Source organism: Macrococcus equipercicus, assembly GCF_004359525.2.
Classification (GTDB): Bacteria; Bacillota; Bacilli; order Staphylococcales; family Staphylococcaceae; genus Macrococcus; species Macrococcus equipercicus.
The window spans coordinates 86,663-112,518 of record NZ_SCWC02000001.1 but is presented as its reverse complement, the minus strand read 5'-3'; the positions used below and the strand labels follow the sequence as shown (position 1 = coordinate 112,518).

Here is a 25,856-nt window from a genome sequence, read left to right as displayed (position 1 = left end):
TTCCTCCTTATTTAATAAATGCTTTGTACTCTGAATAGTATGGATTGCTGCTGTTAGTAATTAACTGGACATCTTCAAGATCACATATTTTAGCAAATGTAATTTCGTTGAACTTTGAGTCGTCGACAAGGAAATAGCTCTTCCTGCTTTTCTTGATGGCTGACGACTTGATCGCTGCTTCTTCGAGGTCTGGTGTCGTCAGTCCCTGCATAAGATCGACGCCATTCGCACCGAGAAATGCTTTGTCAAAACTAAAGGCGTCAAGCATCAAACGCGCCTGGACACCGACGTGAGCATAAGTACTGCTCTTGACATAGCCGCCGACCATGTAGACTTCTATCCCCTGCTCGACGAGCGGCGGTACATGAGTAAGACCGTTTGTGACGACTGTAATATGCTGCTGATTCAAATACGGAATCATAGCAAGCGTCGTACTTCCTGCATCAAGATAAATACAGTCATTGTCCTGCACGAGTGCCGCCGCCTGCTTTGCAATATCATTTTTCTCCGCGACAAATTTCGTCGTCTTAACTGCAAGCGCCATATCGCGATGCTTCTCAACGACACGCTTCGCCCCGCCGTGGATACGGATGAGCTTCCCCTCATCTTCTAAACTGGATAAGTCCCGTCTGATCGTTGATTCACTGCTGTTCGTTTCATCCATAAGCAGCTGCAGCGATACAACATCATGTGTGCTGAGCAGGCTCAGAATCATATCATGTCTTTCAATCGTCAGCATAAAATCAGCTCCTTTATTCCTCTATATATTAATGTCAACGCTTTCAAAAGTCAACCACAAACATTCAAAAACGTTCAATTACGATTATGAAAAAAGAAGCAGTGCGTATTTTCAGCATACTGCTTCGTTATTATAATATATCACGGCCGAGACACCGCTTGTAAATTTCGAACCATTCATTGTCAGTCAACTTGACGTGCTTTGCTTGCAGCGCAGCCTCTGCACGTGCTATCGACCGTGAGCCGACAATCGGTCTGATACGATAAGGCATATGATAGAGCCAGGCATAAGCAATGACATCTGGTGTCGTTTGATGTTTTTGAGCGATTGCTTCAAGTTCTTTCCGCACTGCAGCGGTCGGCTTATGCTCAGGATCAAACAGTCTGCCTCCCCCGAGAGGACTCCATGCCATAATAGTCACATCATCCTGCAGCATTCTGTTCACCGTCCCATCTTCCAGGTTTTCAAGTTCAGCTGCTGAAATTTCCAGCTGATTGACTTTAACGGCTAACTTTTGACGAGTCATCGCTTCTTTAAACGGACTGTACTGATGCAGTTTAAAGTTAGAGACACCGAATTGTCTCACTTTCCCTTGCTGCTGCAGCATTTTTAAAGTATGTGCCACTGCTTCCGGATCCATCAATGGTGACGGCCGGTGCAGAAGCAGCGTATCTATCTCATCAATCTGAAGTTCTGTTAAACTTCTGTTGACCGACGCCGTAATATGCTCCGCTGAGTAGTCATATTTGTGATAGTCGAAACCCATTTTGTCTGAAGGAAGGACAATGCCGCATTTTGTAATGATATGCATATCTTTTCTCAACTCAGGTGTCACACTCAGCGCTTCACCGAACAATGTCTCACAGCTGTAGCCGCCATATATATCGGCATGATCCATCGCAGTGATTCCTCTGTCAATCAGCTGATGCAGCAGTGCATTCGTTTCTTTCTTCGTATAGTTCCAGTCCGCAAGACGCCAGAACCCTTGAATAACATTTGACATTGGTACCATTTCACTCATCATAACACCTCATTGTTATATTTTTTCAACCGAACTGCAGCTGATCCAGCTGGTCCAGCAGACGACTCTTATCCAGTGCCTCTCCAATAATCACGAGCTTGAGCGGCAGATTCATCGCTTCAGGTTCATATTGAGGAATGCCGTAAGCATACTGGAAGAGAACGACCTGTTCTGGATTCTCCTGAAATTTAATAAATCCTTTCACTCTTAGTATAGAAGATGGCATGCTTCTAAGCCAGTCAACGAACCTTCTGCTGTTGACCGGCCCTGTGAAAGTGTAGACCAGTGACTGAATACCGTGATGGCTGTGTGGACCTGCCTCAAAAGCTGCTCCCGATGCTGCAAGCTGAACAGCGTCCACTTGTGAGTAAGTAGTCATTATCAACTCAGCCCGTTGATTGATGGCCGTGATGTCACTTTGCAGCCGGCCGACTTCTTGTTCATCCAGCAGGTCACACTTATTCAGCAGCACAATATGGGCGTACTGCACCTGCTCCTCCATCAGCCGTTTTGTCATTACACTCAACTTGCCGCGGTCAAGGAACCTGGGACCGTCTACAAGTGTCACAACTGCCTGGATGTCAAGTATCTCTGTCAGCGACGGCGCCGAACAGGCATCATATATTTCCACAGGATGCGCTACGCCTGTCGCTTCAATGATAATAATATCCGGTTGATACCGATGTTTCATGTCATGAAGCTGCACTTCAACGTCGCTCTTTAAATCGCAGCAGATGCAGCCGTTCAGCAGTTCATGCGACGGCACAGCGTCGCCCAGTATTTTGGAATCGACGTTGAATCCACCGTATTCATTCATAAGAATCGCTACTTTCTGATCCTGCCACTGCTTGATCAATTGAACGAGTAATGTTGTCTTACCACTCCCGAGAAATCCACTAATAATATAAAGCTGTATTTTTTTCATCTCAATCCCCACTTTTATTCGCTGAATTTTCTTGCACATAAAATGCTTCACTTTTATAAATGATATTACTTGAAATGTCTACCTTATTATAATATGTTAAATAAGTGACATGTTTTGCACAGTATAATTTCGTAAAAAATTTCCATCATTATCATTTTTTATATGATTTCATATATAATTATTATCGGAGGAACCATATGACCAACAATTTAAAGCTTGATAAACAGCTTTGTTTCAGTCTATATAATGCACAGCGGCAGATGAACCGTTATTTTTCGAATAAAATTTTCAAGAAACATAATCTCACTTATCCGCAGTACCTTGTGCTGTCTATTCTATGGGAAACATCACCGGTCAACGTGAAGACGCTGGTCAATGAACTGGCTCTTGATACAGGTACTGTCTCTCCTCTGCTGAAGAGAATGGAATCCAATGATTTAATCAAGCGTGAACGCTCTGAGCTTGACCAGCGGGAAGTGTTCATCCATCTGACGGATAAAAGTCAGCTGATACAGCCTGAACTGGAAGACTGTACAGAAGTCATCCAAGAAGCAGCTGACCTGACAGATTCAGAGTTCTCCACACTTAAAGAGCTGCTGGACAAGCTGATCCACAATATTTCAAACACAAAAAATTAAACCCTGGCATAAGCCCGGGTTTAATTTTTTGTGTCGAGCCAGCCGATACCGACTGTGCCGTAACCTGTATGGACTCCCGCCACAGGAACAAGCCGCTCTTCATGAATGAGCAGCTCAGGATGAAGGGCTTGTAACGCTTCTACATACTTCTTCGCCTGTTCCAGGTCCCCGGCATTCATAACAGCAATTTCTGTCAGCTGGTGATTCTCAATATTTTCGCTCGCAATAGCAATCAAGCGTTCAAACACTTTCTTTTTAGTGCGCATTTTTTCGAATGGCGCTACTTTCCCTTCTTCAAAATGCAGAATCAGCTGTATATTGAGCAGCCCTGCCAGGAAACTTTGAGATGCAGTCACACGTCCACTTCTTTTCAGCTGATGCAGGTTTTTTGGCTGCAGCAGCAGCTGGGCCTTCGGTGGAAATGATTCAACCAGCTGGACAACGTCGTCGAAGGACCGGCCGTCTTCTGCCGCTTTCATTCCTTCCAGCACCATCTTTTTGTATGGATAAGCGCCAATCTTTGAATCTATGACAGCTGACTGAATATCAACTTCCTTGCTTGCAGCGACTGAATTCTGGTAGGAACCTGTCAGTTCACTTGATGGATGCACTGCAATGACCGCATCATAGCCCTCCTGTTTAATCGCTTCATAGGCTTCAAGCATCGACTGGAAATTAGGTTGTGATGTCTTTGCACCTTCGCCGTATTCATTCAGCAGTTCATAAAACCGCTCAGTCGACAGCTCCTGCTGGTCGACGTAATGTGTACCATTGATAATGACACCCATCGGCACGACAAAGAGAGGATACTGTGCTGTCTCTTCTTCTGTGAAACCTGCCGCCGTGTCAACTAACCATGCTAGTTTAGTCATTTTCTACCCCCATTATTTTTTTTATCATATCATATTTTATTTGTGATGAATAATACTATTTCTATAGCATGTGCTGTTCAGCCGTCTTGAATCGACCAGTACTATGCAGCTGATGATAGGAGCCTTTCGCGGTCAAGCGGCCTTCCTCCATCACATAGATGATATCAAAGTCTTTCAGCACATTAACATCATGACTGATCAGTATAACAGTGGCATCGAGTGTCAGCAGCTTGTTAAGCATTATACTTCTGTTGAGTACATCTACGCCATTGAATGGTTCATCGAGCAGCCAGAGTCTGCTCTCTCTCAGCAGCATTCTAATAAAATGCAGGCGTCGTCGTTCTCCGCCTGACAGCTGTGCCCCGAATTCATTGAGTTCACTGTCTGCTGTAAAAGAAAGATTGAGCATTTTTAAATAAGTGTTCACTTTATCTTGATCAGCGCTGAATAAGTTCTCCTGCACGGTCCCTTGAAAGAAATGGTTATGCTGCTGCATGACATTCAGCTGCTTGAAATAAGCTTCACGGTCAAGCTGACTGAGTGGCACGCTTGCTGCTGTCATATCACTTTCATATAACCCGGCCAAAAGATGCAGTAATGTAGTTTTGCCGGAACCACTGCTGCCGATGATGCCGACTTTCTGCCCGGCAGTCACTTTCAGCGAAATATCTTTTAACGTCGGCCGCTGCTGACCGGCATAAGTAAATGATAGATGATCCAGTTCCAGCGGCAGCAATTCAGTCGGCACCAGTCCTGCGTGCGGCTCGTGCTCAGCTAATGAGCTGACATTCATCAGCGCCCGCTTAGTTTCCTGATGATAGAACGGAAAGTTGGTCATCGGAATCGCCAGTTCAAACAATGTGATCGTCACCATGACGACACTTGCATACATCATTGTATTTGTATTTCCGGCCATGACATAAAGGACACCCCATATCGCAAGCATACTCATACTGTTCAGCAGAAAGTCATAGAAGACGACCGCCCGTTTTTCCTTGACGACTGACCGCTCATAATGCAGCTGATTTTCCTCGAGCAGCGTCAAATAACGGCCTGTCTGATCGAACACATCAATATCTTCACGACCCAGCTGATAATCGGCCAGCCGCTTCATGAACGCTGAACGGGCCGCTTCTGACTCAGTGGTCAGGCGCGCCATATAGCGGCTGAAAATAAACGGCAGCACACCGAGTATAATCCCCATAGCGGCTATGATGACGAGCACGGCTGCGATACTATAAAACGCGTAGATGATACATACAATGATTGTCGTCAGCAGTGCGACGACAGGCGGATAGATGACTCTCAGCAGTATATTCTGCAGTTTTTCTATATCGTTGACTGTGCGTTCAAGCAAAGTCGACAGCTGCCACTTCGCATGCAGATTGACGAAATCGCTGACAAGCCGTTCAAACGTCTCAACGCGAATGTCCTTCAGCATTGTAAACGTCGCTTCATGGCTGACGAGCCGTTCGAAATAACGGGCAAATGCGCGCAGCACACCGAACAGCTTGATTGTCGCAACGAGCACCATCAATGTATAGAGCGGCACTTTAAAGGCACTTCTGGAAAGCATGAGACCGCTTAAGCTGAACATGCCGATAGCGGTCAGTCCACCGAGCGTCCCGATAATAATCGCTATCATGAGCGCTTTCTTCGTGTCTTTGTTGATTATTTTCATTTCATCACCGCCTTATAAAATGGCTCCTGTTTCATCGCGCTGTGCGTCCCCTGCACGACTATCCCCTTGTTAAAGATCATTAAATACGGTGCCTGCCTGATCGTCTCCGCCTGGTGAGCGACTGTCCAGACGACAGCAGTCTCTTTCAGCTGTGCAATCGCTGCTTTGATCAGCTGCTCAGTGTCATGGTCAAGCATTGCTGTCGGCTCATCAAAAATAATGAGCTTCGCTGGATTTAATAACATACGCATCAACATCAGCCGATGCGTCTCACCGCCTGACAGCTGTTCGCCGCCTGCACCAATCAATGTATCATAGCCTTCTTTAAAGGCCATAATACGGTCATGCATATTCACTGATTTGGCGACTGCCACTATTTCTTCTAATGAATGGTCATTGAACATTGTAATGTTGTTCATAATTGTGTCACTCATGACAAACGGCTCCTGGGCCATATAGGCGATGTCGTGATGAAAAGCTTCAGGAATTTCCACTGCCCCATGACCGCTCTCAATGACGCCTGCAATCACTTTGGCAAATGTGGACTTCCCGGCGCCGCTCGGACCACAGATGACTGTTTCTCTTAAAGAGAAGGCATCATCCACTATTAGCTTGAAATGACCGTAGTCCACAGAGAAGTCAGCGTTAATTGTCGGCACACGTTCATACTGCCTCACTATTTTTTCAGCCGGCTTATAATCGAGCAGCTCTGCATAGCCTTCTGACTGCTTGCCTGTATGAAAAGCCATCCCGAGATCTTTCAGCGCATTATAAAATTCAGGTGCGAGCATCAGCGTGACGACCGCCGTATAGAAAGAAATTTTATTCAGGACAATGAGCCCGATTCCGATTTCAAGGGCGATAATACCAATTGACAGCATCGCAATGAATTCCAGCATCAACGTAGAAAGAAACGCTGTTTTTAAGATGACCATCGTTTTATCTTTGAACTGCTGTGACTTGTCACCAATAGCCTGTTTCACTTTATCTTCATGACTGAACAGCTTAATCGTCACGATACCGCGGACTGCATCAAGAAAATAAGCGGAGAACTGATTCAGCACAGTCATCTGTTCAGCCGCTTTTTTTGACGTGTTGATTCCGATGATAATATAGAAAATAGGGATAAATGGTGCAGTGATAAGCATGATAAATGCTGCGTTACGATGAAAGAACAGCAAAAAAACAATGATCAGCAGCGGAATGAAAGTTGACCGGTACACTTGCGGTAAATAGTCACTGTAGAAGCTGTCGATACCTTCAATACCTTCTGTCGATAAATTAAGTGTTTCAGCAGTGTCCCGTCTGTCGCTCAGCAGCTGACGGCGAAGCAGTGACTTCACTTTTCGGCTGAGCATGACACCGATGCTCTTCAGCAATGTCTGCAGCACACTCCGCACGATTAATATAAGCAGTACTGTCGCTATAACGAAGCCGAAATTTATATGATGATTCAACAGCACGCTATCGATGATTTTACCGATCTGTACACTCTGCATGATGATGATGCCTGCAAGCAGTACAGCCGAGACAACCATCAGTATATGGAAGTAAAAATAGCGCCCTGATAACTTTGTTAAGTATTTCACATTATCACATCCTAACTAGTATTATATAGTATTTCGCTGAAAACTAAAGGAATATGTTTGATGATTAGGCAAGAGAATTTTAAGTACATATGCTATACTTTTGGAAGTATTTTATTTCATATAAGGTGGTAACATAATGGAACTGTTTGAACTAGTAAAAGCGTTTATTCTAGGCATTGTAGAAGGGCTCACAGAGTTCGCTCCTATCTCTTCAACTGGTCATCAAATCTTAGTGGATGACATGTGGCTGCACTCACAAGCAGTGTTAGGCTCAAAAGAATCAGCCAACACATTCAAAGTAGTCATTCAGCTCGGGTCAATTTTCGCAGCAGCATGGATATTCAGACACCGCTTTGTCGACATGCTGAGCGTTAAAAACCAGAAAACTGCTCATCGGCTTAAATTATCTCATGTTTTTATCGGACTGTTACCGGCAGGTATCGCAGGACTGCTGTTCAACGACTTTATCGACGAGTATTTATTCTCTGTCCCTACTGTACTGGTCGGCCTTGCACTCGGTGCCCTATTAATGATTGCCGCTGATCTATATGCCAAAAACGTCAAACATCCAATCAGCGTCGACAGCATTACGCACAAGCAGGCTCTGATTATCGGTCTGACGCAAGTACTTGCTTTATGGCCGGGCTTCTCCCGCTCAGGCTCCACTATTTCAGCGGGCGTGCTGACTAAAATGTCTCATAAAGGAGCGTCTGATTTCACGTTTATTATGGCTGTACCGATTATGGCAGCAGCGAGCGCGAAAAGCCTGCTGAGCAATTATCACTATATTACCCATGATACTTTATGGTTTTATATAGTCGGCTTTATCGCTGCCTTTGTATTCGGCTTATTGTCCATTAAATTATTCCTTGAACTGATCAGCCGGGTTAAGTTGATACCTTTCGCGATTTACCGACTTGTGCTCGTCGCTATTATCGCTGTCCTGTATTTTGGCTTCGGAATCGGCAGACATATATAACAAAAAAAGTGTAAAGGAATTTCCTTTACACTTTTTTACATTGATTGTAGCTGGTGAAAATTGAATGATGACATAGTTACTCAGATATAACTTTATATTCATACTTCTGCATGGTATCATTAAAATATTATTTAAAATGCATAAATACATAAAGGAGTGCTCATGACAATAGAAACCAGTGTCGCCTATAAGATGTATCTCGTTCAACGTGAAGTGATTAAACATTATAACAGAAATAAATTAAAACCTTATAATATTAGCTATCAGCATTATCTTGTACTTATGGTACTGCTTGAATCAGGCCCTCTTCCAGTCCTCAGACTCGGCGAAAAACTGGCATTTCAATCCGGGACCATTACCCCGATCATCAAAAAAATGGAACTGCGCGGTCTGATTGAACGTGCCCGTGCACAAGAAGATGAAAGAATTGTTCATGTGCTTCTGACAGCGGAAGGCCGTCATTTAATTGAGCAGTTGAATCATGTGCCTGAAGAAATGCTCGCTGTCGCTAAATTGACGCCCCGTGAATTTGCATCGCTTATGCACATTTCCCGGAAGATAGTCAACAACATGCGGTATTACTAGCAGTAAAGCTCTTCTCCATGAAACAAAATCAGACAGTCTTTCGGGGCTTTTCGGTCTCGTTTATAGTATATATAATGAGGGTACAATTAACTATTCAGTCATCACTAAGGAGAGGTTACCATGAACCAGAAAATCAAGACGGCAGTCAATGTCGGTGCTATTGTTCTTGTACCATTAATTACCGAACGTCATCGTCTGACGCATAACAAGGACTATATCAGAATGCGCAACAGAACGATGCACACATTATCAACGACTAAAGATCTCGCTGCCATGACTATCGACAAAACAACTGCGACCGGCCGTAAGCTGTCCGATAAAGCAGGCAGCGCTAAAGATAAGACAGTCAGAACAGCTGAATTTATCTCTCATACCACTCACCAGCTGCAGCATAAAACAGCCGCCTACCAGCATGACCATGCAGAGAAGAAGAAAGAACACGAGGACCAAAAAATGATTCAGACATTGTCAAAAGAAGTCGAGAGACGTCATGCTCAGGAAGAGAAAGCACTGAAACAGCGCCAAAAAGAAATGAAAAAAGCACTGAAAGCTGCAGATAAGCGCGAGCAGCAAATTCCTGCGGCCCATAAGCAGGCCACACAGTTCCTGCATCAGCAGATCGCAAAACAGCAGACAGAACATGATGCTTTCCACGATGTCAATGACTACATAGAGAATCGTGTACTCGCTCATGAATATGAGGACAATACAGCCAATGCGCCTTTATTTAACCGGCACCGGCTTGAAATGGCTGAACATCTCAGAAGACTCGGCAAGTATTAATGATCAAGCGCATTATCATCGATGCTGATGCTTCACCTGTCATCAATGAAGTAATCGATACAGCACAGCAAAAAATGATTGAAGTTCTGCTCGTCAGAAACTTCAATCATTTTTCTCATCATACCTATCCAGATTTTGTCACTATTCAATATGTCGATGACGGTGCTGACAGTGCCGACTATAAAATTGTTCAGTTGTCCCGGCCAGGTGACCTGGTTGTCACACAGGATTACGGGCTGGCAAGTCTGCTGCTGAACAAAAACATCATTGTCATGCACCATAACGGCAGCGCCTATACTCATGATAACATCGACCAGCTGCTGATGATGCGACACCAGTCCAGCCAGCTGCGTCAGGCAGGAATACGTACAAAAGGCCCTGCTAAATTCACGGCCCAACATAAGAAACAGTTCAAAAAAGCTTTGCTGGCACTGATCGAGACATCACAATGATTTTGACAGTACTTTAAGAGTGACCAGACTTTGCTTCACTGTTTTCTGCCGGTCAATAAACCCTGATTTGATGAAGGCATAGTAGCCGTTGTCGTTGTTGACGTTGACCATTAAATAAAGGTCAGTAATGTCAGGATCCTGTTCGTTAATATAGCGTTCTAATTCCTGCAGCACTTTTCTGAAGTAACCTTTCCCCTGATGACGGCTGTCTAAAGACAGGCCTCGGAGATAGATAGCAGTTTTCGGTGCATCCATGACTGAGAGTATGGCACCACGTTCAAGAGCGAACGCGCCGATAATTTCGTCGTCCTTCAAAATGACGAAAGGAAAGTAGTTGGAACGCTTACGGTTAATAATATAGGCCGGATGACCCGCAAAGAACATCTGCTTTAACGACAGCTGATAATGACGGAATGAAATTTCCATCGAAGGGTCGACCTGCATAATTCTGAGCATTGTAACACCTCGTTTCAATAATCTTATCATATCATATAAAGGAGAGTTAATATGAAAACAGTCGCTGTATTCTGCGGATCCCGCACCGGAGCCCCCATTTACGAGGAACATGCGAGACGTCTCGGGGCACAGCTTGCTGCAAGAGATATCACTTTAGTCTACGGCGGCGGCAAAGTAGGATTGATGGGTGCGATCGCAGACAGCGTTATGACTCATGGCGGCAGCGCCATCGGTATTATACCGAGCTTCCTGCATTCTAGAGAAATCGCTCATACCGGCATTACTGAGCTGCATATTGTAGAGACGATGCATGAACGCAAGAAAATGATGGCTGACCTCGCTGAAGGGTTTATTATGATGCCGGGCGGTGCCGGAACTTTAGAAGAATTTTTCGAAATATTCACGTGGGCACAGATCGGCCTTCATCATAAGCCGGTCGGCGTGCTGAATACCCATGCCTTTTATGAGCCGCTGCAGAACATGCTCCGTCATATGAATCAGCAGGGATTTATTGATACACCGCAGCTGGACATCGCCGTGTTTGACGATGATCCGGTTCGACTTCTCGATCATTTGACACAGCAATAAAGCGGTATGACTTAATCGTCATACCGCTTTATTTGTTGATGAAATTTTTCTCACTGTAAACTTTGATGCCGTTAGCAAGCAGCAGGGCAGTTGTCACGCCCTCCCCCGCAATTTTTTCGCCTGAGAACGTGCCGTCGTATATCGCCTGGGATCCGCAGCTTGGACTGTTTTCTTTTAAGATGACTGTTGTGATATGGTGTTGCAGACATATTTCAAGGAAACGTTCAGCACCTGCCTTGTAGTCAGCAGTGACATCTCGACCATCGCGTGTCATCACTTGTGCTGTCCCCTGCCAGACATCTTCTCCTGCACCCCCGATAATCTCAGCAGGTGTACGCGGCACTAGCAAACCCCCCATGAGTTCAGGACAAGCAGCGATGGCTTTCCCGTCATCAACGAGTGTCTTTAAGCTGCTATTCAATTGGTGCCTGCCATCATATCTGACTTCTTCGCCGATCAGACAGCTGCTGACTAAAATCATTGTGCCACATCCTTATAGAGCACCTGGAGACTCATCGGATGTCGTGGATCGACTAGCGGGTGCTTGAATGTCGTCACTTGCTTCAACCCTAACTTCTCCATCACTTTCATGCTCCGCTTATTATCAATGCTTGTAAAACTATAGATCGGCAGGTCAATTCGCGGCCGGACATAGTCGAGCACGGCCCGTGCCCCTTCTGTCGCGTAGCCTTTTCCCCATGCTGATTTAATGAGACGCCAACCAATTTCGTAGCACGGCATAATATCAAGTGAATACATCGGTGTCGCTTCCATATACTGGACACCGATGAAGCCGATGAATTTCCTGCTCTTCTTCTCTTCTACGGCATATAAGCCGAGACCTGTGGCATCAATCTCCTGCTGCATATGCCGGAATGCCATTTCCGAGCGTTTAAAACTCATAATGTCCGGAAAATATTGACGGACATCAGGATCCACATTCATCTCTTTGAATGGCTGCAGATCTTCCGGCACGAAATCCCGCAGCTGTAATCGGTCAGTCTCCAAATAAATCATCTACCCACCCCTTTTTTACTATTATAGCAAAAAGACACCCGTCAAAAACATTCCCTCGTCAGTTTTCTTATGAATGCAGCTGTTCTCACAAAAAAACACCTTGAACTCATACGGACGAAACGAAGTTAACTTCGTTTCGTCCGCAGGAATTTCAAGGTGTGGAATGCTCATATTACTTGTAGATGACTATTTTACCTGTCGATTTATCTTTAGATTCGCTTACGACCTGTACTTTAAGCCCTGTATGAGGCAATACTCTGCCCGCATGAGGCTGTGCCGGGTCTGAGTAATCTTTTGAGTCGTCGAACAATGGATTAGACTGCAAGTTTTTGTCGACTAATGTTGAACCATCTGCAAGTTTCAGGCTGACTGGATCCTGTGGTGTCAGACTGAATGCTGCATCGCGTACTTGATACTGTGTAAAAGCGACTGAAGGTACTGTGCCTTCCCACTTCACTGCATTCTGGTCCGCATCAACGATTCCGATGAAGCCGTAACCTGGGTGCTTACCTACATGGTTGTCTGTGTAGCTATTGTCAACATAGTAAACGTTCAGGCCAGTATTGAAGCTCATTAATGACCCGTTTCTTAAAATATGTGCCAGTCCTTGGTCTACTTTATTATGGCTTCTCCATTGCAGCAAGTAGTAGTTTTTGGCATACGTCTTACCATCGCTTACTGAGAAACCATTCAGTTCAAGTTTTGATGCTCCTTCAGCATTATCAGCAAATACAGTAGCACCGTCTGCTGTCACTTTAATATCATCAGCATAAAATCCAGGTGCTGTATAACCACCGTCAGTTACATAAAGGTAACGTAACTGTACTTTTTTACCTGCAAAGGCATCAAGGTTGAACTTAGCGTCGACCCAGCCGTTGCTCTCGCCGTCAATACCATTGCCGGTGTTAGCCCCTGTACCTTCAGAATCATCATTATTAGTAATGTTACCTGCGATATTTGTCCAGTTTTTACCATCTGTTGATGCTTGAACATATGCATAGTCATAGCCTTTTTCAATGTTATACCATGCTTTAAATGTCAGGTCAGCTGTTGTTTTTCCTGTTAAATCAACTGATGCTGTCGCTGTGTTCGTTAAATCATCGCCGGCACCACTGAAGTAAGCTTTTTCTCCTTCAGCCGGTTTCAATACTTGAGTGACTTTGTCTGGAAGATTGATACGGACTGCATCATTGTTTGTTCCTTTAGTTGCTGCTTCGTCCAGCAGGAATTCCTGCGGTGCAGCAGTGACATCAGCGGCATCGATTTCAGTGCCCGTCTGCCAGTTACCACCGTGCATTTCCTGCAGCTGCTCTTTCATGTAAGCATCGAATCCAGACGGCTCTGTCCCCGGGATTTTACCTGCCCAGCTGCCGCTTGACATAATAGACCAGTAAGATACAGGCTCACCTTTCCCTGAGTAGATTGTATCGTATTCATCAGGTAGTCCTAGATCATGACCATATTCATGGGAGAAGACACCGGCCGCTCCATCTTCAGGCTGGATTGTGTAGTCGATGACTGCCAGTTTACCGCCGAACTGCTTCTGGCCGGAGTTCGTGCCCGGGATTGTATAAGGCTCACCTGTATTCGTGAAGTCCAGGCTCCATCTGTGAGACCAGATAGCATCTGGTCCTAATTTACCGCCGCCTGCTTCTTCACCTGGAGAGGCATGGATAATCATCACGTGGTCAACGATACCATCTTTTTCGTGCAGCACGCCGTCACCATCAAGGTCGTAGCGATCCCACTGGTCGTAGTCTGCCAGGTTAAGACTCGGGTCTTTGGCAGCCTGCTCCAGTGCTTCTTTGACGAGCGCTCTGGCGTTAACATCTTTACTCGAACCGGCATGACCGCCGTAGTATTTTGCAGGGTATTTGGCTTTGTACCAGCCATGCACTTGACCGTCAATATCATAGCTGCCGCCTGACTGATTCTGGTAGAACTGCTTCATGCTGATCAAGTTCTCGCCGTTCGGCCCTTTATAGCCGTTTTGTCCGAACACCATGTCCTGGAAGTGACTCACCGGATAATCCTCATAGAACATATCCGTCTCTTCTTTTGTAATGGTTGAGTTCTGATAATCCGGGAAATCAATCGCGAGAATCAGCACTTTGTCCGTGCGTTTTTCTCCTGTATAGTTTTCTTCAACAACAGGTTTCAAGTTGCCGGCATGACCTTTTTTCTTGCCCTGGCCTTTTGTATATTTGTTTAGTTTGCCCTTGCCATTTTTAGCATCGACTTTTTTATATTTCTTAACGAATTTGCCTTCATTCTTTACTTTTCTATCTGTTGTCTCCTGTTTGCTGTTCAAATAATCAGAGACTGCCTTTTCTGCTTCGGCACGGGTTGCATTTTTGCTGATGATTCCTTCATCTTTCAGCATCTTAATCAGCCGCTCTTCATTAGCGATGACGCGGTCAAAGCTTTCCCCTGTAAATGCATCAGCAGACTTCACTTTCAGCGCTTCGTCAGCATAAGCTGCGCCGCTCGTCAATCCTAGACCCGATACCCCTAGACTCAATGCCAGTAACGATGACACTACTGCTTTTTTCTTCATTGATTTTCCCCCGTTTTGATAGTGTTTAGCTTACTTAATCCCATTATGTATAGAAAATGGAAGAATGTAAATAACTATTTGAATTTTCTGATATTAATATTGTGTTACAAAAATGATTAAAACGGTATATTTATTCATTAGAAATATGCACATTATCATAAAAGATAATGTGCATTAATGGCTGCCGGCTTATTTATATATTTTGATTTTTGCTACAGTGCCGTCGCTATTCTGATCGACCACTTTAATTTTCAGGCCGAGCTGCGGCAGGACTCTCCCTGCTTCACGCAATGTTAAGTGGTTTAAAGCGGTCTGTGTGTAGTTGCTGTCACTGAACAATGGTTTAGGAGCTGTCGTTGGTTTTTTGAAGAAGTAATTTGGATTTGAATTATAGTTTCCATAATTCCGTGTGTTAAATGCGGCGTCATATATTTGGGTATCTGTCACAGGGCTGTAGCCATCTTTACTTCTTATCGACTGAGGATTGGCATCGACAACGCCGAGCAGACTTTTTCCGGGATGTTTAATGATATCGCCGTTATCCCTATAGGATTCATTGACATACCAGATGACCAGCCCTTTGCCATAGCGGTTTTTGCCGAACGGATCGTATATATAACTAAGTCCTTTATCGAGTCCGTTATGACTGCGCCACTCCAGCAGATAATATTGATTATAGCGCATGACTTTGCCGGCCTGTATTTTTTTTATAGGCGGCAGGTTCACTTTGACTACATCATTATTTGAGCCTTTAATGCCGGCCTGATCCAGCAGGAATTCCTTGCCCTTTGCAGTGATTGTCCCGTAATTGATCTCACTGCCGAGCGTCCAGTTACCACCATACAGCTGCTGCAGGTCAGATTTTGCCAGAGGGCTCAGACTGACCGGCATCGTTCCGTGAATTTTACCGGCATCTGCACCGTAACTCATCAATGACCAGTAACGTACCGGTTCGCCGCCGTGTTCCACGGCACTTGAAGAAACATCATATTCATCAATCAGCCCGAGCATATGTCCAAACTCATGAGCAAGCGTTCCTACAGTGCTGTCTTCAGCCATTATCCCGTATTCAGCAACTGCCAGACGTTTTTTATAGAATTTTGAGTAGTTGCTCGTTGTACCGGTAATAGTCTGGGGATGGCCCGGACTTGTGAACGGGACTTCACTGACGTGTTCCCATATAGAGCGGCTTCCAAGTCTGCCTCCGCCTTCACTTTCACCCACACCGCTGAATATAACTACCATTTTATCGATAATACCATCAGGCTCATAAATATTGCCGTCTTTATCCAGATCATAATAATCATAACGGTCATATTGCTTCATATTGACCTTCGGATCTGTTGCTGCTTTTACTGCAGCTTCCATGATCAGTTCACCTACATTTTTATCGTTGGCATCACCATAATATTTCAGTGGATGTTTCGCACGATACCAGCCGGTGACCTGCCCCTTAATGCGCAGACTGCTGCCGGAAGCTTTTTCGTAGTAAGTCTTCAGTGTATTGTAATAACTGCCATCTGGTGCTTTATAAGTATTGCCGAAGAACAGTGTGTTGTAATACGCCTTTGTGTAGTTATCATAATAGTTCTGCGTATCACCTTTCGTCAGTGTCGACTGCGGACTATCCGGGAAATCCATCAGTACAACGAGAACATTCTCCTCTCTCACTTTACCCTTGTATGTTCTCGGTTTAAAAGCAGGCACTGAACTTGTCCGCGCCATCTTATGGATATTGACGACCGACTCGTTAACTTTCAGTTTTTCACTGCTTTTCAGCTCTACTTTGTCACCGTCAGCCTTTGTCTGCATGTAATCTCCCTCAGCATGAGCTGCATTCCCGGTCAGAGGAGAGAGCAGCAGGGCAGCTATCACTATTTTTTTCATAGTCAAAAACTCCTAATTTATATTCAGCATTTGAGTAGCAACGACTTTTTTATTCTGAATCACCTGAATCGACAGCTGACCGTGTGCTTCTCTGGCAATCCTGCCATTAAAATAACACTCATAATCATTATTAACACGTCTCGGCGTATATATATTGGACACACCTGGCGGCCTGCCGCTGAAAAGTCCGACCTGCTGACCGTCCGACATAACTAAGGCGATGCTTGTCGGCACTGCCCGGCTTGCTCTCACTTTGATCTGGAAATTTTCTGACGGCGCGGCACTGTCCGGGCTTATGATCTGAACGTCATCCTGTGCTGCATCGGATGCAGAAATATCGGACCCTTCAGCCCCGTAACTGCCTTCTGCAAATGTCGTCCGGTCGTACCATAAATAACCTTGTTCAGGACGCGCCCACGGTTCTTTCCGGGGCTCAACAGAAGCTGCCGGTTCCTCATCGCGATGGAGCGGCGTTTTCTTATCCTGTTCCTGAAATGACGTATAGTCCTCCTGGCGTGCGAGCCATGCTGTCAAATTCATCAGCAGTGTCTCATGGTCCGCCTCATCAAAGCCGTCATGAGTCTGCTTCGTTCTGCCGTTATCTTCACGACGGTACTTCGGTGTCGCATCTTCAACGATGGAAGAGTCGCCGATAAAAGCAGCTTTCCCTTTCCCCGCCTTACTGATCGCGACAACCGGCCCTTCGTCCTGACCGCCGCCGTTATAGACACCTTTATCTACTGCATGAGACCAGGCATCCCGATGCGTTAATTCAGGCAGATAGACAAGCCCTCTGGCTTTCGACGGATCCGTGATTGCCATCGTTGAACCCGCATGCATCTCTACTTTCTTCACGCCGTCCGTAATATTGAAGACATCTTTCATTGTTGTCATCGTGACATTATCAATGGCATTATAACGAAACCTGACACCAAACGTTTCACTTAGGAAGTCACTGGATGAGACACCGGACATCATCGCAGAATGCCGCTCACCGTCTGTCATTCCTTTCGCCGGGTCTTCATAGGCACCCCTGCGATAACCGTTCAATACTTCTGAAGCATCGAACCGGTTCAAGTTGCGGTCAGCGTTATAATGATCACTGATGAACAATATGCTGCCGCCATTTTCAGCATATTGTTTAAGCGCCGCCTGTTCGCTTTCTTTCAAAGGAATATTAGGTTCCGGCAGCACAAAGATATCATGTGATTTAAGTGTCTTATAAGTGATCAGTGCATCAGCCTTACTCTCGTCAAGGCGGTAGCCAGCACGCTTCAAGGCGTCAGCATAACTTGAAAATGCACCGTCAATGACCCAGTCAGCTTCACCGGCTGTTTCTTCGTGTGCTGTATCAAATAATATTGTTGCGTGAGACGTTGATGCGGTAAAATGCTGCTGTTCACTACAGCCACCTGTTAATAATAAGCTGAGCATCCATAGTTTTTTCATTCATCTTCTCCAAATTGACTGCCATAAAAAAAATTAACACTTTAATTAAACAACCACCTCTGTTTAAAGTAAAGTGTTAAATGATAGTTACCGCGATTTATAAGATAGCAGCCGCAATTTAACTTCTGCTATTTTTAAGTCTATATTTTCGTGCCGCGGCGTTGTGATGGTCGCATCCACAATATCATCAGACTCATTAAACTCGTAAGTGACTAGAAAACTTTCAAAATCATCATCGAAATTAGGTTTCTGTGCCACGATACGGTTCACATCGCCAAAGCTGTCTTTAACTGTATAGCCGGTAATCGCTTCTAACTCCTGAGCGATCTCATTTAATGTCATCATCTGGTTCTCAATTAGAACAAACTTTTCCTCATGCATCACTATCAACCTCTTCTCAATTTGTTTCTTATAAATTCCCAAACACTCATTTGTACAAACATTTATTTAAAGGCGTACGGTTCAGATGTTGTCCCCGATTTATCTCTGAATAATTTATCAGCAGATATTCCGCCTTGAATGACTAAAGTCGCCTGCCCTGCTTTCAGCTGGTCATAATCATCCGTTGAAATCGCCAGTGACTTGTAGCTCGTCGTTTTTTCATGGGGGGAATATTCGTTGAAATTGGTCCTGCTCTTCTTCATGCTCATTTCCTGATAATCACTTGGGATGAATGATGCAAAATCTGAGAACTTTGTATGATCTCCCGCTGTCAGTTTCGTATTGTTATTGTAGTACAATGTCTGATCTGACGTATTTTCAGCTGTCACCTGATAAATGATGACGTAGCCTTCAGTGGCGCCGTCAAACAGCAGCACCTGCCCCTCAGGCATGTCTTTAACATTAAAAATCTGAAGCTGTCCGATATCCACTTTCATCCCGCTGTCGTCAAGTTTCAACGGCACATCATCTTTCTTCATCACAAGTTTGGTCGTACCATTCGTTGACGCTTCGATTGTGTTAGGCATCACCGCTTTGACAGCTGAAGCAGTTTTTGCCTGTGCAGCCGCTTTTTTTGTCTCTTCAGCCTGTCGTTTCTCGGCCTCTGCTTTTTGCTTCTCTTCTTCAGCTATCTGCTTTTTCAGCGCTTCTTCTTTAGCTTTTTTAAGCTTTGCCAGCGCTTGCTGTTTATTCTGTATCTCTTTATTTTTTTGTTTGTTCTGCTCTTTTAATGCTTTATATTCCTTTTTTGCTTCAGCTTGTTGTTTTTCGAGCGTTTTAATGTTCTCTTTGATTTTTTCACTGTCGCTGTTTCCACATGCTGTAAGCATGAGAGATGCTGAAACTAGGCTTATCATTAGTCGCTTCACTGCGTTTCTCCACCTTCTATTTCTTTAATTTAATTTTATCATAGAAGGCATGTTTCAACTAATGATACATCAGCGCTCGTTTGAACTTAACATCACCATCTCATCATAGTTAATCGATTGTCTGAGCTCAACTGCGACTTCTGATGAGATCTTCTCCTTGTCGACCAGCTGATGAATATAATCGCGTTCTACATTCAGCACTTCGAGCGCTAGTAATGTTTCACTGTTATTCATGTCCTCTGTCGTAGCATTTCTTTTCAGCTGAATCATGCGGTTCAAATAGCTGTCAGTCACCATTGCCATTTCAATTTTGTTGCTTTTCACCAGTTCTCCTGACAACCGTTCTACAATTTTATAGTGAACGACTTGCGCTACCTTTTCTATTTCAAGCAGATTATTTTTGAAGGAAAGTGAGCTTGCGGCATTCACTTGATTCATAAACTGCGTCCTTCTTTTCCGCATTCTAAAAATAAACGTTAGCTTCGCAAAAAAACTTAACGAAGCGAAATTTCTTGTGCGTTCTGTATAGGTGATGTAATTGTTGAACGTGCTTTCAGTAATTTTACCGGTCTGAGTTAATTCCTCCAGCGTCTCCATCTCTGTCTGAAGCGCAATGGACTGTAATCTTGAAAGCTCCTTCAAACTCTGCTCGTTATCGTCTGCTTCCTTGAAGAAGCTGATCTGTGTGGCATATTGGTGGGTGAGACTGCTGGCTGCCACACTGTTTTCCGGGCCGGAATTACGCTGGATATAGAACAGGCCGTGCTCTTTCATCATCATTCGCGCTTCCCGGAATGACAGCTTCGAGACACTGACGCGTTCTTCAAATGTCGTTAACAGCGGCAGAACAATCTGCGCTATAATCAGACTGATGACGACGACACCTGCTGTGATAAAGAGCATATCATCTCTCGTCGCAAACGGCTGATCATGAAAGACTTTCATCGGCAAGGTCAACGCAATGGCCATCGAAATCGTTCCATGAACACCGCATACGGATGCCAGCAGTGCATATTTAAAGCGTGAAGGTCTTTTCTCGACATTTGCAACAGATTCATTGTTCAGTATACGTTCGAACCTGCTCTCCGGAATAAAGAAACGGTCGTACAGCAAGTAGACCCAGACAAACCTGAATATATAGACAAAAAGTGCAATCAGCAGTGTATAGAAAATAATCCTGCCGAGATGGCCTGACTCAGTATTTATCATATGAACGGTTACTTCCGGGATAATATATCCGAGTATCGTGAAGACAAAGCCGTTCAGGACAGTGGATAACAGCCCCCACGTATTGTCGTAGCCCAGCTGCAGCCGTGTTGTCGCCTGGCTCAGTCTATCGCGTTCCATTCCGTGGATGATCCCGCCGATGACTGCCGCTATGACACCCGATACGTGAAAAGATTCAGCAGTCATATATATAATGAATGGTGTCAGCAGCTGAATCAATATAAAGACGAACTCATTGTAGAACCCGGTGCGGATGAGAAACATCCGGAACTGCACAAAAGCAACGCCGATTATCGCACCGACTATAAGACCGCCGAAAGTCGACATGACGAACTGCAGTACTGCATGAGTTGCACTGAATTCACCTGTCGTCAGTGCCACTAATGCAATATTGAAGCTTAAAATTCCGGCGGCGTCGTTCAGCAGAGACTCTCCGCTAAGAATCGTCATCAGTCCTTTAGGCAGTTTCCGCCCTTTGGCAATAGCCTGCACAGCGACAGCATCTGTCGGACAGATAATGGCAGCGAGCGCGAAACAGGCTGCAAAAGGAATGACAGGAAGCATCCACTGGATAATATAACCAAGTCCGATAACAGTCGTAAATACGAGCCCGATGGCCATCAGTATGACCGGCTTCAAATATTTCAGCAGGTTGATCCGTGAGACGTGATTGCCTTCCAAAAACAGCAGCGGTGCAATGATACCGATGAGAAACAGTTCCGGTTCAAACTCCAGTTGAATCGGGAGGGGCGTCAGAAAAATCAGCATGCCGATACCAATCTGAATAAAAACAAGCGGTATTTTGCTGAAATAATGATGGATGACAGCTGATATAATGACAGCTACAATAAAACTGATGATTACGATAAAACTTTCCATAGTTCACCTCTCCAGTGTTTTCTTAATCATCTAATAGAGTTAAGTCATAAGTGGTTAATTAATAATTGATCAGGGAATAGTTTTTATTATAACAATAAACGGGAGGTTTTTTTATGTCCTACAAAATTATTCATGCCCCGGTGTCCCCCTCTGCACCTAATCACATCATCTATCCAGCCATCGTCTATTCACAGGCAGTGACTGATCCCGCTGAGACGTTTAAGAATAACGGCTGGCAAGGGATATGGGAGAACGGCGTATTTGATTACCATCATTTCCATCCGAACGCCCATGAAGTGCTCGGCGTCAAATCGGGTGATGCTGAACTGATGATCGGCGGGGAGAACGGCCAGAAGCTCAAAGTTCAGACGGGTGACGTCATACTGCTGCCGGCGGGTTACGGCCATAAGCTGTTAAGCCGGTCCGACGACTTTAAAGTAGTCGGCGCTTATCCAGAAGACAAGAAAATAGAGCTGCTTACTTCCTATGACAACTTAACAGCCATACAAAGCAGGATTAATCAGGTGATGATTCCACCAACCGATCCTGTCGAAGGCAAGAGCGGTCCGATGTTCAAAGAATGGGCAGGCATTTACCACTGCAGCACAGTATAATACAGCAATACAAAACACTTTGCATATTTGCAAGGTGTTTTGTATGGAAAAATATTTAAAACCACTTCTTCTTTTTGAAATAATAAATCATCCCAAGCGATATACCGATCATCAACAGCCAGACTGCAAGATAACCATATTTCCAGTGCAGTTCAGGCATGACATCAAAGTTCATGCCGTATATTCCCGCAATCAACGTCAGCGGCATGAATATGACAGAATAAATGGTCAATATTTTCATAATATTATTCATTTTAAATGAGTTGAGCGATATGTAGTTATCTCTTATGTCCGCTGTCATCTCCCGTGAAGAATCAATCATCTCCGCCTGCTTCACAAGGTGGTCATTAATATGATGCAAAAAGATTTTCTGCTTCTTTGACAGCTCCATAATACGTCCTTCAAGCAGCCGGTAGACCAGGTCTTTCATCGGCAGCACGGTCCGCCGGATGATGAGCAGGTCTTCTCTTAAATCGAATGTCTCTTCAATCAGCTCCTCCGTCGAGATATCAACAGAGTGCTGGTCCTCGAAGGAAAACACTTTGTCCTCCAGCTCATACACAAAAGGAAAATAGTTATCGACAATTGCGTCCAGCGTGCGATACATCACTTCAGCCGTCGTCAGCTTTTCATTCGCCCGCTTACAGATGACCGAGTTCCATACTTTATCTACTTCTTCTGAATGTTCCTTATGATAGGTCACAACCATGCTACTGTTGATGAAGACATCGATCTCTTCAGGAAGCATTGTTTTTAAGTCAATGGCATGAAAGACAAAGAACAAGTAATCATCATATTCCTTATACTTCGGACGCTGTCTGACTGATACTGCATCTTCTATCGATAATGGATGGAAGTGAAAGTACTGACTCAGCAGCAGATTTTCATGGGCCGTCGGTTCCGACAGATCGACCCATAACCATTTTGCGGTCCCCTCCATATCATACGGGGAGTCACAAGTCCTCAGTTCATTCAATTCATCGATATATAGCGTTCTAATCATTGTGCACCTCTAACTTATAGATCATTTCGTTCCCCCGGTGGCTGTAGCCGAGTTTTTCATTCAACTGCCGCATCTTACTGTTAAGCGGATGGACATGACTTCTGATGACTGTTACTCCAGCAGCCAGTGACTGCTGTCTGACATAATCCTTCAGCTCTGTCGCAATGCCCTGTCTTCTTCTTGCAGGCGTCACCCACAGTGACTTAATCATTGTCTCGTCATTAATAACATACCAGATAAAAGCAATGACGTCTTCTTTATCGACGACGGCTATAATTTCATCGCCGTTATGCATCATTAATAGTTTCATTGATTCAAACCGCAGTGCTAAGTCCATCGAACTGACATGCCATTCTTTATAGCCTGATGGAATCGACTCATGAATAGCAGCGATTGTTTTCAGCTGTTCATCTTCTATAGTAAGCTTCTTCATGGTTTCACCTGTCATCTGTTTATCGTTCTGTACACAAAAGCTTAAAGCATCTGCTTTAAGCCTGTATTTTAACTATTCTGCATCACGGGACCGCCCGTAGATCGAAGGCACATGCAGTCCTGACTGCCGCATCAGAACAGTCATCCCCGGTGATGCGTCTAGTGAAGAATAGTGGCAGACAGCAGTGCGCCTCTTTGTATCGACCGGCCAAAGAACCAGCTGTCAATTCCTTTAAGCATGACCACGTTAACTCACCTTCATGCCAGAAAACTTTCTTTTGCCTGGACCATCGTGTGCCCTCTTTCATTAACTCCTTTTCTAGTTTAGAGTATTAATTGAACACTTCGCAACTGATTGACATTATATTTGAAGGTTATGCTCCGTTTATTGTTTCTCTTACATCTAACTGCACCCACCATAAAACCCCTTCACCTAACAGGTGCAGGGGTTTATACGTTGATAGCTATTAAGAACCAGATGACCATGATCAGCAGTATTAAGAATTTGGCAAGTGTACTCGCCAAAAATCCAAACAGTGAACCGATGCTTGCCTTCACCGCACGTACAGGGTCTTTTAACATAATGAGCTCTATCAGCAATACAGCAATCAACGGCACGATGATGACGCCAAACGGCGGAATGACGAAACTCCCGACGATGACACCGACTGCTGCGGTGATTTCCCCGGCTTTACTGCCGCCGTAACGTTTAACGAAATAGCTTCCAGCGACATAGTCACTCACTAAAGTGGCGATGGTGAGTATCATCATGACTATCCAGAAAAACCATGATAACTTACTGTCATCAATCATAAAGTGATAAAGAAAAAAGCCAATCCACATCAATAATATTCCTGGTATCACCGGCACTACGAGTCCGACAAAGGCCAGTATAAATGCAGCGATAATCAGTAGCCAGATGATAGCGCTCATAGCATATCCTCCCTTGTCACAGGTTTTGTAAAGCTCAATAGAACGAACGCGATGGCGATGAATGCCGCGGATACATAGAACACATTGCCTAAACCGACGATATCACTCATTACGCCGCCGAGCAGATTGCCGATCAACTGTCCTGCAATCATCGCATTTGAAAACAGTGTTGACGCATAGCCCGGGAAATCAGGAAGTATATCCTGGAAATAACTGATGCCGAGTCCAAGCAGAATCGCGAGAAAGAACGCCAGTGCCAGCTGACCGACGAGCATGGCTGCGACAGAGTTGAAGACACCGATTGACAAGAAGTAGCCGCCGCCTAAAACCGCACCGAGCATCAGCAGTGTTCTTGTCTGAAACTTACTTGCCAGAATACCGAGAATAATCATAAAAGGCACTTCCAGTCCTGCACATAAACTCGCCAGGTAGCCGACGTTGTTCTCTGATTCATGCAGGTGCTCTGTCACAAAGAGCGGCATATTCAGTGTATACATCCATTGCCCGACGTGCAGCATGACAAATCCGAGAAATGGGATCAGCAGCTGGCTGTCCTTTAATAAGTTAGGGGCGACTGGTTCAACGTAATTCTGCGTTCTCGCCGGCTGCACCGTCACTATATCGCGGAAGAAGATGATCATTGACATCAGAACGATCAAATAAAGAACGATTGTGCCGCCGAACAACCCATCATAGCCGAAACGACTGAGCAGTACAGTCCCGACGAGCGGCCCGAACAAAAACCCGAGGCTGAACATTGAGCGGAGCACAGTATTTGCGAATACTGAATTTTTACTTGATGCAGATGCATTGATGCTTTCGCGGGCTGACGCGTACATCTGCGGCATAGCCGGGGCCGCGAAACCAGTGAAAATAGTATAAAGGACAATAAACCACAGCACGCTATGGACATAGAAATAGACACCGAACGCCATACTCGCCATCAGCAGCGAGAAAATAATCAGCCATTTCCGGTTAACTCGGCCCGTATCAGAAATACGACCGATCAATGTGTTCATCAAAAAACCTGCCAGCGCAGCTGATGCCATCAACAGCCCATACTGCCCTTTCGTCATGCCGAGCTCCTGCGTGGCATAAAGGATAAAGAACGGAACGGTCACAGCAAGGCCCATGCCGAGCAGCGCCATATTGACGAGGAATAACTTGTAGTTTTTAATACTCAACAGCTGCCTGAACATAGTTTCACAAACTTTCTATTTAATGATATTGTTTAATTATA

At 44.8% G+C, this 25,856-nt stretch carries 26 protein-coding genes; 7 read left to right on the top strand and 19 right to left on the bottom strand.

Features of this window, described 5'->3' with window-relative positions; all coding sequences use genetic code 11:
• Positions 1-7: 7 nt before the first annotated feature.
• From ERX35_RS00565 to ERX35_RS00555, 3 genes are all read right to left on the bottom strand, one after another.
• Complete coding sequence (locus ERX35_RS00565) at positions 8-739, bottom strand: DeoR/GlpR family DNA-binding transcription regulator (RefSeq protein WP_149457959.1); 732 nt, start codon at positions 737-739, stop codon at positions 8-10.
• A gap of 130 nt (positions 740-869) precedes the next feature.
• Positions 870-1,760, bottom strand: a complete 891-nt coding sequence (locus ERX35_RS00560) for an aldo/keto reductase (protein ID WP_170234492.1) — start codon at positions 1,758-1,760, stop codon at positions 870-872.
• 25 nt (positions 1,761-1,785) lie between these two features.
• Complete coding sequence (locus ERX35_RS00555; protein WP_149457957.1) at positions 1,786-2,685, bottom strand: CobW family GTP-binding protein; 900 nt, start codon at positions 2,683-2,685, stop codon at positions 1,786-1,788.
• 197 nt (positions 2,686-2,882) lie between these two features.
• On the opposite strand from ERX35_RS00555, the gene ERX35_RS00550 reads away from it, so the two are divergent.
• Positions 2,883-3,323: a MarR family winged helix-turn-helix transcriptional regulator gene (locus ERX35_RS00550; protein ID WP_149457956.1), complete on the top strand. Its 441-nt coding sequence runs from the start codon at positions 2,883-2,885 to the stop codon at positions 3,321-3,323.
• Positions 3,324-3,343: 20 nt separating this feature from the next.
• On the opposite strand, the gene ERX35_RS00545 is transcribed toward ERX35_RS00550, so the two are convergent.
• The 3 genes from ERX35_RS00545 to ERX35_RS00535 all read right to left on the bottom strand — a co-directional run bounded on the left by ERX35_RS00545 (position 3,344) and on the right by ERX35_RS00535 (position 7,465).
• Positions 3,344-4,195 carry a DegV family protein gene (locus ERX35_RS00545; RefSeq protein ID WP_149457955.1) on the bottom strand — a complete coding sequence of 284 codons (852 nt, stop codon included), beginning with the start codon at positions 4,193-4,195 and terminating at the stop codon, positions 3,344-3,346.
• 61 nt (positions 4,196-4,256) lie between these two features.
• On the bottom strand, positions 4,257-5,876 hold the full coding sequence (locus ERX35_RS00540) for an amino acid ABC transporter ATP-binding/permease protein (RefSeq protein ID WP_149457954.1): 1,620 nt from the start codon (positions 5,874-5,876) through the stop codon (positions 4,257-4,259).
• Positions 5,873-7,465 carry an ABC transporter ATP-binding protein/permease gene (locus ERX35_RS00535; RefSeq protein WP_149457953.1) on the bottom strand — a complete coding sequence of 531 codons (1,593 nt, stop codon included), beginning with the start codon at positions 7,463-7,465 and terminating at the stop codon, positions 5,873-5,875. The genes ERX35_RS00540 and ERX35_RS00535 overlap by 4 nt, the downstream gene beginning before the upstream one ends.
• 136 nt (positions 7,466-7,601) lie before the next feature.
• Between ERX35_RS00535 and ERX35_RS00530 the strand changes: the two genes are divergently transcribed.
• From ERX35_RS00530 to ERX35_RS00515, 4 genes are all read left to right on the top strand, one after another.
• Positions 7,602-8,444 (top strand): undecaprenyl-diphosphate phosphatase, encoded by an 843-nt coding sequence (locus ERX35_RS00530; protein WP_149457952.1) that lies wholly within the window; start codon positions 7,602-7,604, stop codon positions 8,442-8,444.
• A gap of 162 nt (positions 8,445-8,606) precedes the next feature.
• Positions 8,607-9,029 carry a MarR family winged helix-turn-helix transcriptional regulator gene (locus tag ERX35_RS00525; protein ID WP_149457951.1) on the top strand — a complete coding sequence of 141 codons (423 nt, stop codon included), beginning with the start codon at positions 8,607-8,609 and terminating at the stop codon, positions 9,027-9,029.
• A gap of 120 nt (positions 9,030-9,149) precedes the next feature.
• Entirely contained in the window at positions 9,150-9,812 is a 663-nt protein-coding gene (locus ERX35_RS00520; RefSeq protein ID WP_149457950.1) for a hypothetical protein, read from the top strand.
• Entirely contained in the window at positions 9,812-10,264 is a 453-nt protein-coding gene (locus ERX35_RS00515; RefSeq protein WP_342779899.1) for a YaiI/YqxD family protein, read from the top strand. Before ERX35_RS00520 ends, ERX35_RS00515 begins: the two co-directional genes overlap by 1 nt.
• Here the strand turns inward: ERX35_RS00515 and ERX35_RS00510 are convergent.
• Positions 10,256-10,720, bottom strand: a complete 465-nt coding sequence (locus tag ERX35_RS00510; RefSeq protein ID WP_170234491.1) for a GNAT family N-acetyltransferase — start codon at positions 10,718-10,720, stop codon at positions 10,256-10,258. The genes ERX35_RS00515 and ERX35_RS00510 overlap by 9 nt on opposite strands.
• 51 nt (positions 10,721-10,771) lie before the next feature.
• Between ERX35_RS00510 and ERX35_RS00505 the strand changes: the two genes are divergently transcribed.
• Complete coding sequence (locus tag ERX35_RS00505; protein ID WP_149457948.1) at positions 10,772-11,308, top strand: LOG family protein; 537 nt, start codon at positions 10,772-10,774, stop codon at positions 11,306-11,308.
• A gap of 28 nt (positions 11,309-11,336) precedes the next feature.
• Here the strand turns inward: ERX35_RS00505 and ERX35_RS00500 are convergent, their stop codons facing one another.
• The 8 genes from ERX35_RS00500 to ERX35_RS00465 all read right to left on the bottom strand — a co-directional run bounded on the left by ERX35_RS00500 (position 11,337) and on the right by ERX35_RS00465 (position 21,634).
• Positions 11,337-11,789, bottom strand: coding sequence for a 2-thiouracil desulfurase family protein (locus ERX35_RS00500; RefSeq protein WP_149457947.1), 453 nt, complete (start codon positions 11,787-11,789; stop codon positions 11,337-11,339).
• On the bottom strand, positions 11,786-12,325 hold the full coding sequence (locus ERX35_RS00495; RefSeq protein WP_149457946.1) for a GNAT family N-acetyltransferase: 540 nt from the start codon (positions 12,323-12,325) through the stop codon (positions 11,786-11,788). Before ERX35_RS00495 ends, ERX35_RS00500 begins: the two co-directional genes overlap by 4 nt.
• Before the next feature lie 172 nt (positions 12,326-12,497).
• Positions 12,498-14,882: an immune inhibitor A domain-containing protein gene (locus tag ERX35_RS00490; protein ID WP_149457945.1), complete on the bottom strand. Its 2,385-nt coding sequence runs from the start codon at positions 14,880-14,882 to the stop codon at positions 12,498-12,500.
• A 189-nt stretch (positions 14,883-15,071) separates the two neighbouring features.
• A complete protein-coding gene (locus ERX35_RS00485; protein WP_149457944.1) occupies positions 15,072-16,769 on the bottom strand; it encodes an immune inhibitor A domain-containing protein in 1,698 nt (565 codons plus the stop codon).
• 12 nt (positions 16,770-16,781) lie between these two features.
• A complete protein-coding gene (locus ERX35_RS00480; RefSeq protein ID WP_149457943.1) occupies positions 16,782-18,218 on the bottom strand; it encodes a motility-associated ABC transporter substrate-binding family protein in 1,437 nt (478 codons plus the stop codon).
• Between the two features lie 87 nt (positions 18,219-18,305).
• Complete coding sequence (locus ERX35_RS00475) at positions 18,306-18,563, bottom strand: hypothetical protein (protein WP_170234490.1); 258 nt, start codon at positions 18,561-18,563, stop codon at positions 18,306-18,308.
• Positions 18,564-18,661: 98 nt separating this feature from the next.
• The gene (locus ERX35_RS00470) at positions 18,662-19,489 is read right to left on the bottom strand and encodes a DUF5068 domain-containing protein (protein ID WP_170234489.1); all 828 of its coding nucleotides are present in this window, start codon (positions 19,487-19,489) and stop codon (positions 18,662-18,664) included.
• A gap of 108 nt (positions 19,490-19,597) precedes the next feature.
• Positions 19,598-21,634 (bottom strand): cation:proton antiporter, encoded by a 2,037-nt coding sequence (locus ERX35_RS00465; RefSeq protein ID WP_149457940.1) that lies wholly within the window; start codon positions 21,632-21,634, stop codon positions 19,598-19,600.
• A 113-nt stretch (positions 21,635-21,747) separates the two neighbouring features.
• On the opposite strand from ERX35_RS00465, the gene ERX35_RS00460 reads away from it, so the two are divergent.
• Entirely contained in the window at positions 21,748-22,248 is a 501-nt protein-coding gene (locus ERX35_RS00460; RefSeq protein WP_149457939.1) for a cupin domain-containing protein, read from the top strand.
• Between the two features lie 55 nt (positions 22,249-22,303).
• Here the strand turns inward: ERX35_RS00460 and corA are convergent, their stop codons facing one another.
• The 4 genes from corA to ERX35_RS00440 form a co-directional block, all read right to left on the bottom strand.
• Positions 22,304-23,251: a magnesium/cobalt transporter CorA gene (gene corA / locus ERX35_RS00455; RefSeq protein ID WP_149457938.1), complete on the bottom strand. Its 948-nt coding sequence runs from the start codon at positions 23,249-23,251 to the stop codon at positions 22,304-22,306.
• The gene (locus ERX35_RS00450) at positions 23,244-23,684 is read right to left on the bottom strand and encodes a GNAT family N-acetyltransferase (RefSeq protein WP_170234488.1); all 441 of its coding nucleotides are present in this window, start codon (positions 23,682-23,684) and stop codon (positions 23,244-23,246) included. Before ERX35_RS00450 ends, corA begins: the two co-directional genes overlap by 8 nt.
• Before the next feature lie 449 nt (positions 23,685-24,133).
• Positions 24,134-24,616, bottom strand: a complete 483-nt coding sequence (locus ERX35_RS00445; protein ID WP_149457936.1) for a DUF456 domain-containing protein — start codon at positions 24,614-24,616, stop codon at positions 24,134-24,136.
• The gene (locus ERX35_RS00440; protein ID WP_149457935.1) at positions 24,613-25,815 is read right to left on the bottom strand and encodes a sugar efflux transporter; all 1,203 of its coding nucleotides are present in this window, start codon (positions 25,813-25,815) and stop codon (positions 24,613-24,615) included. Before ERX35_RS00440 ends, ERX35_RS00445 begins: the two co-directional genes overlap by 4 nt.
• Between the last annotated feature and the right edge of the window lie 41 nt (positions 25,816-25,856).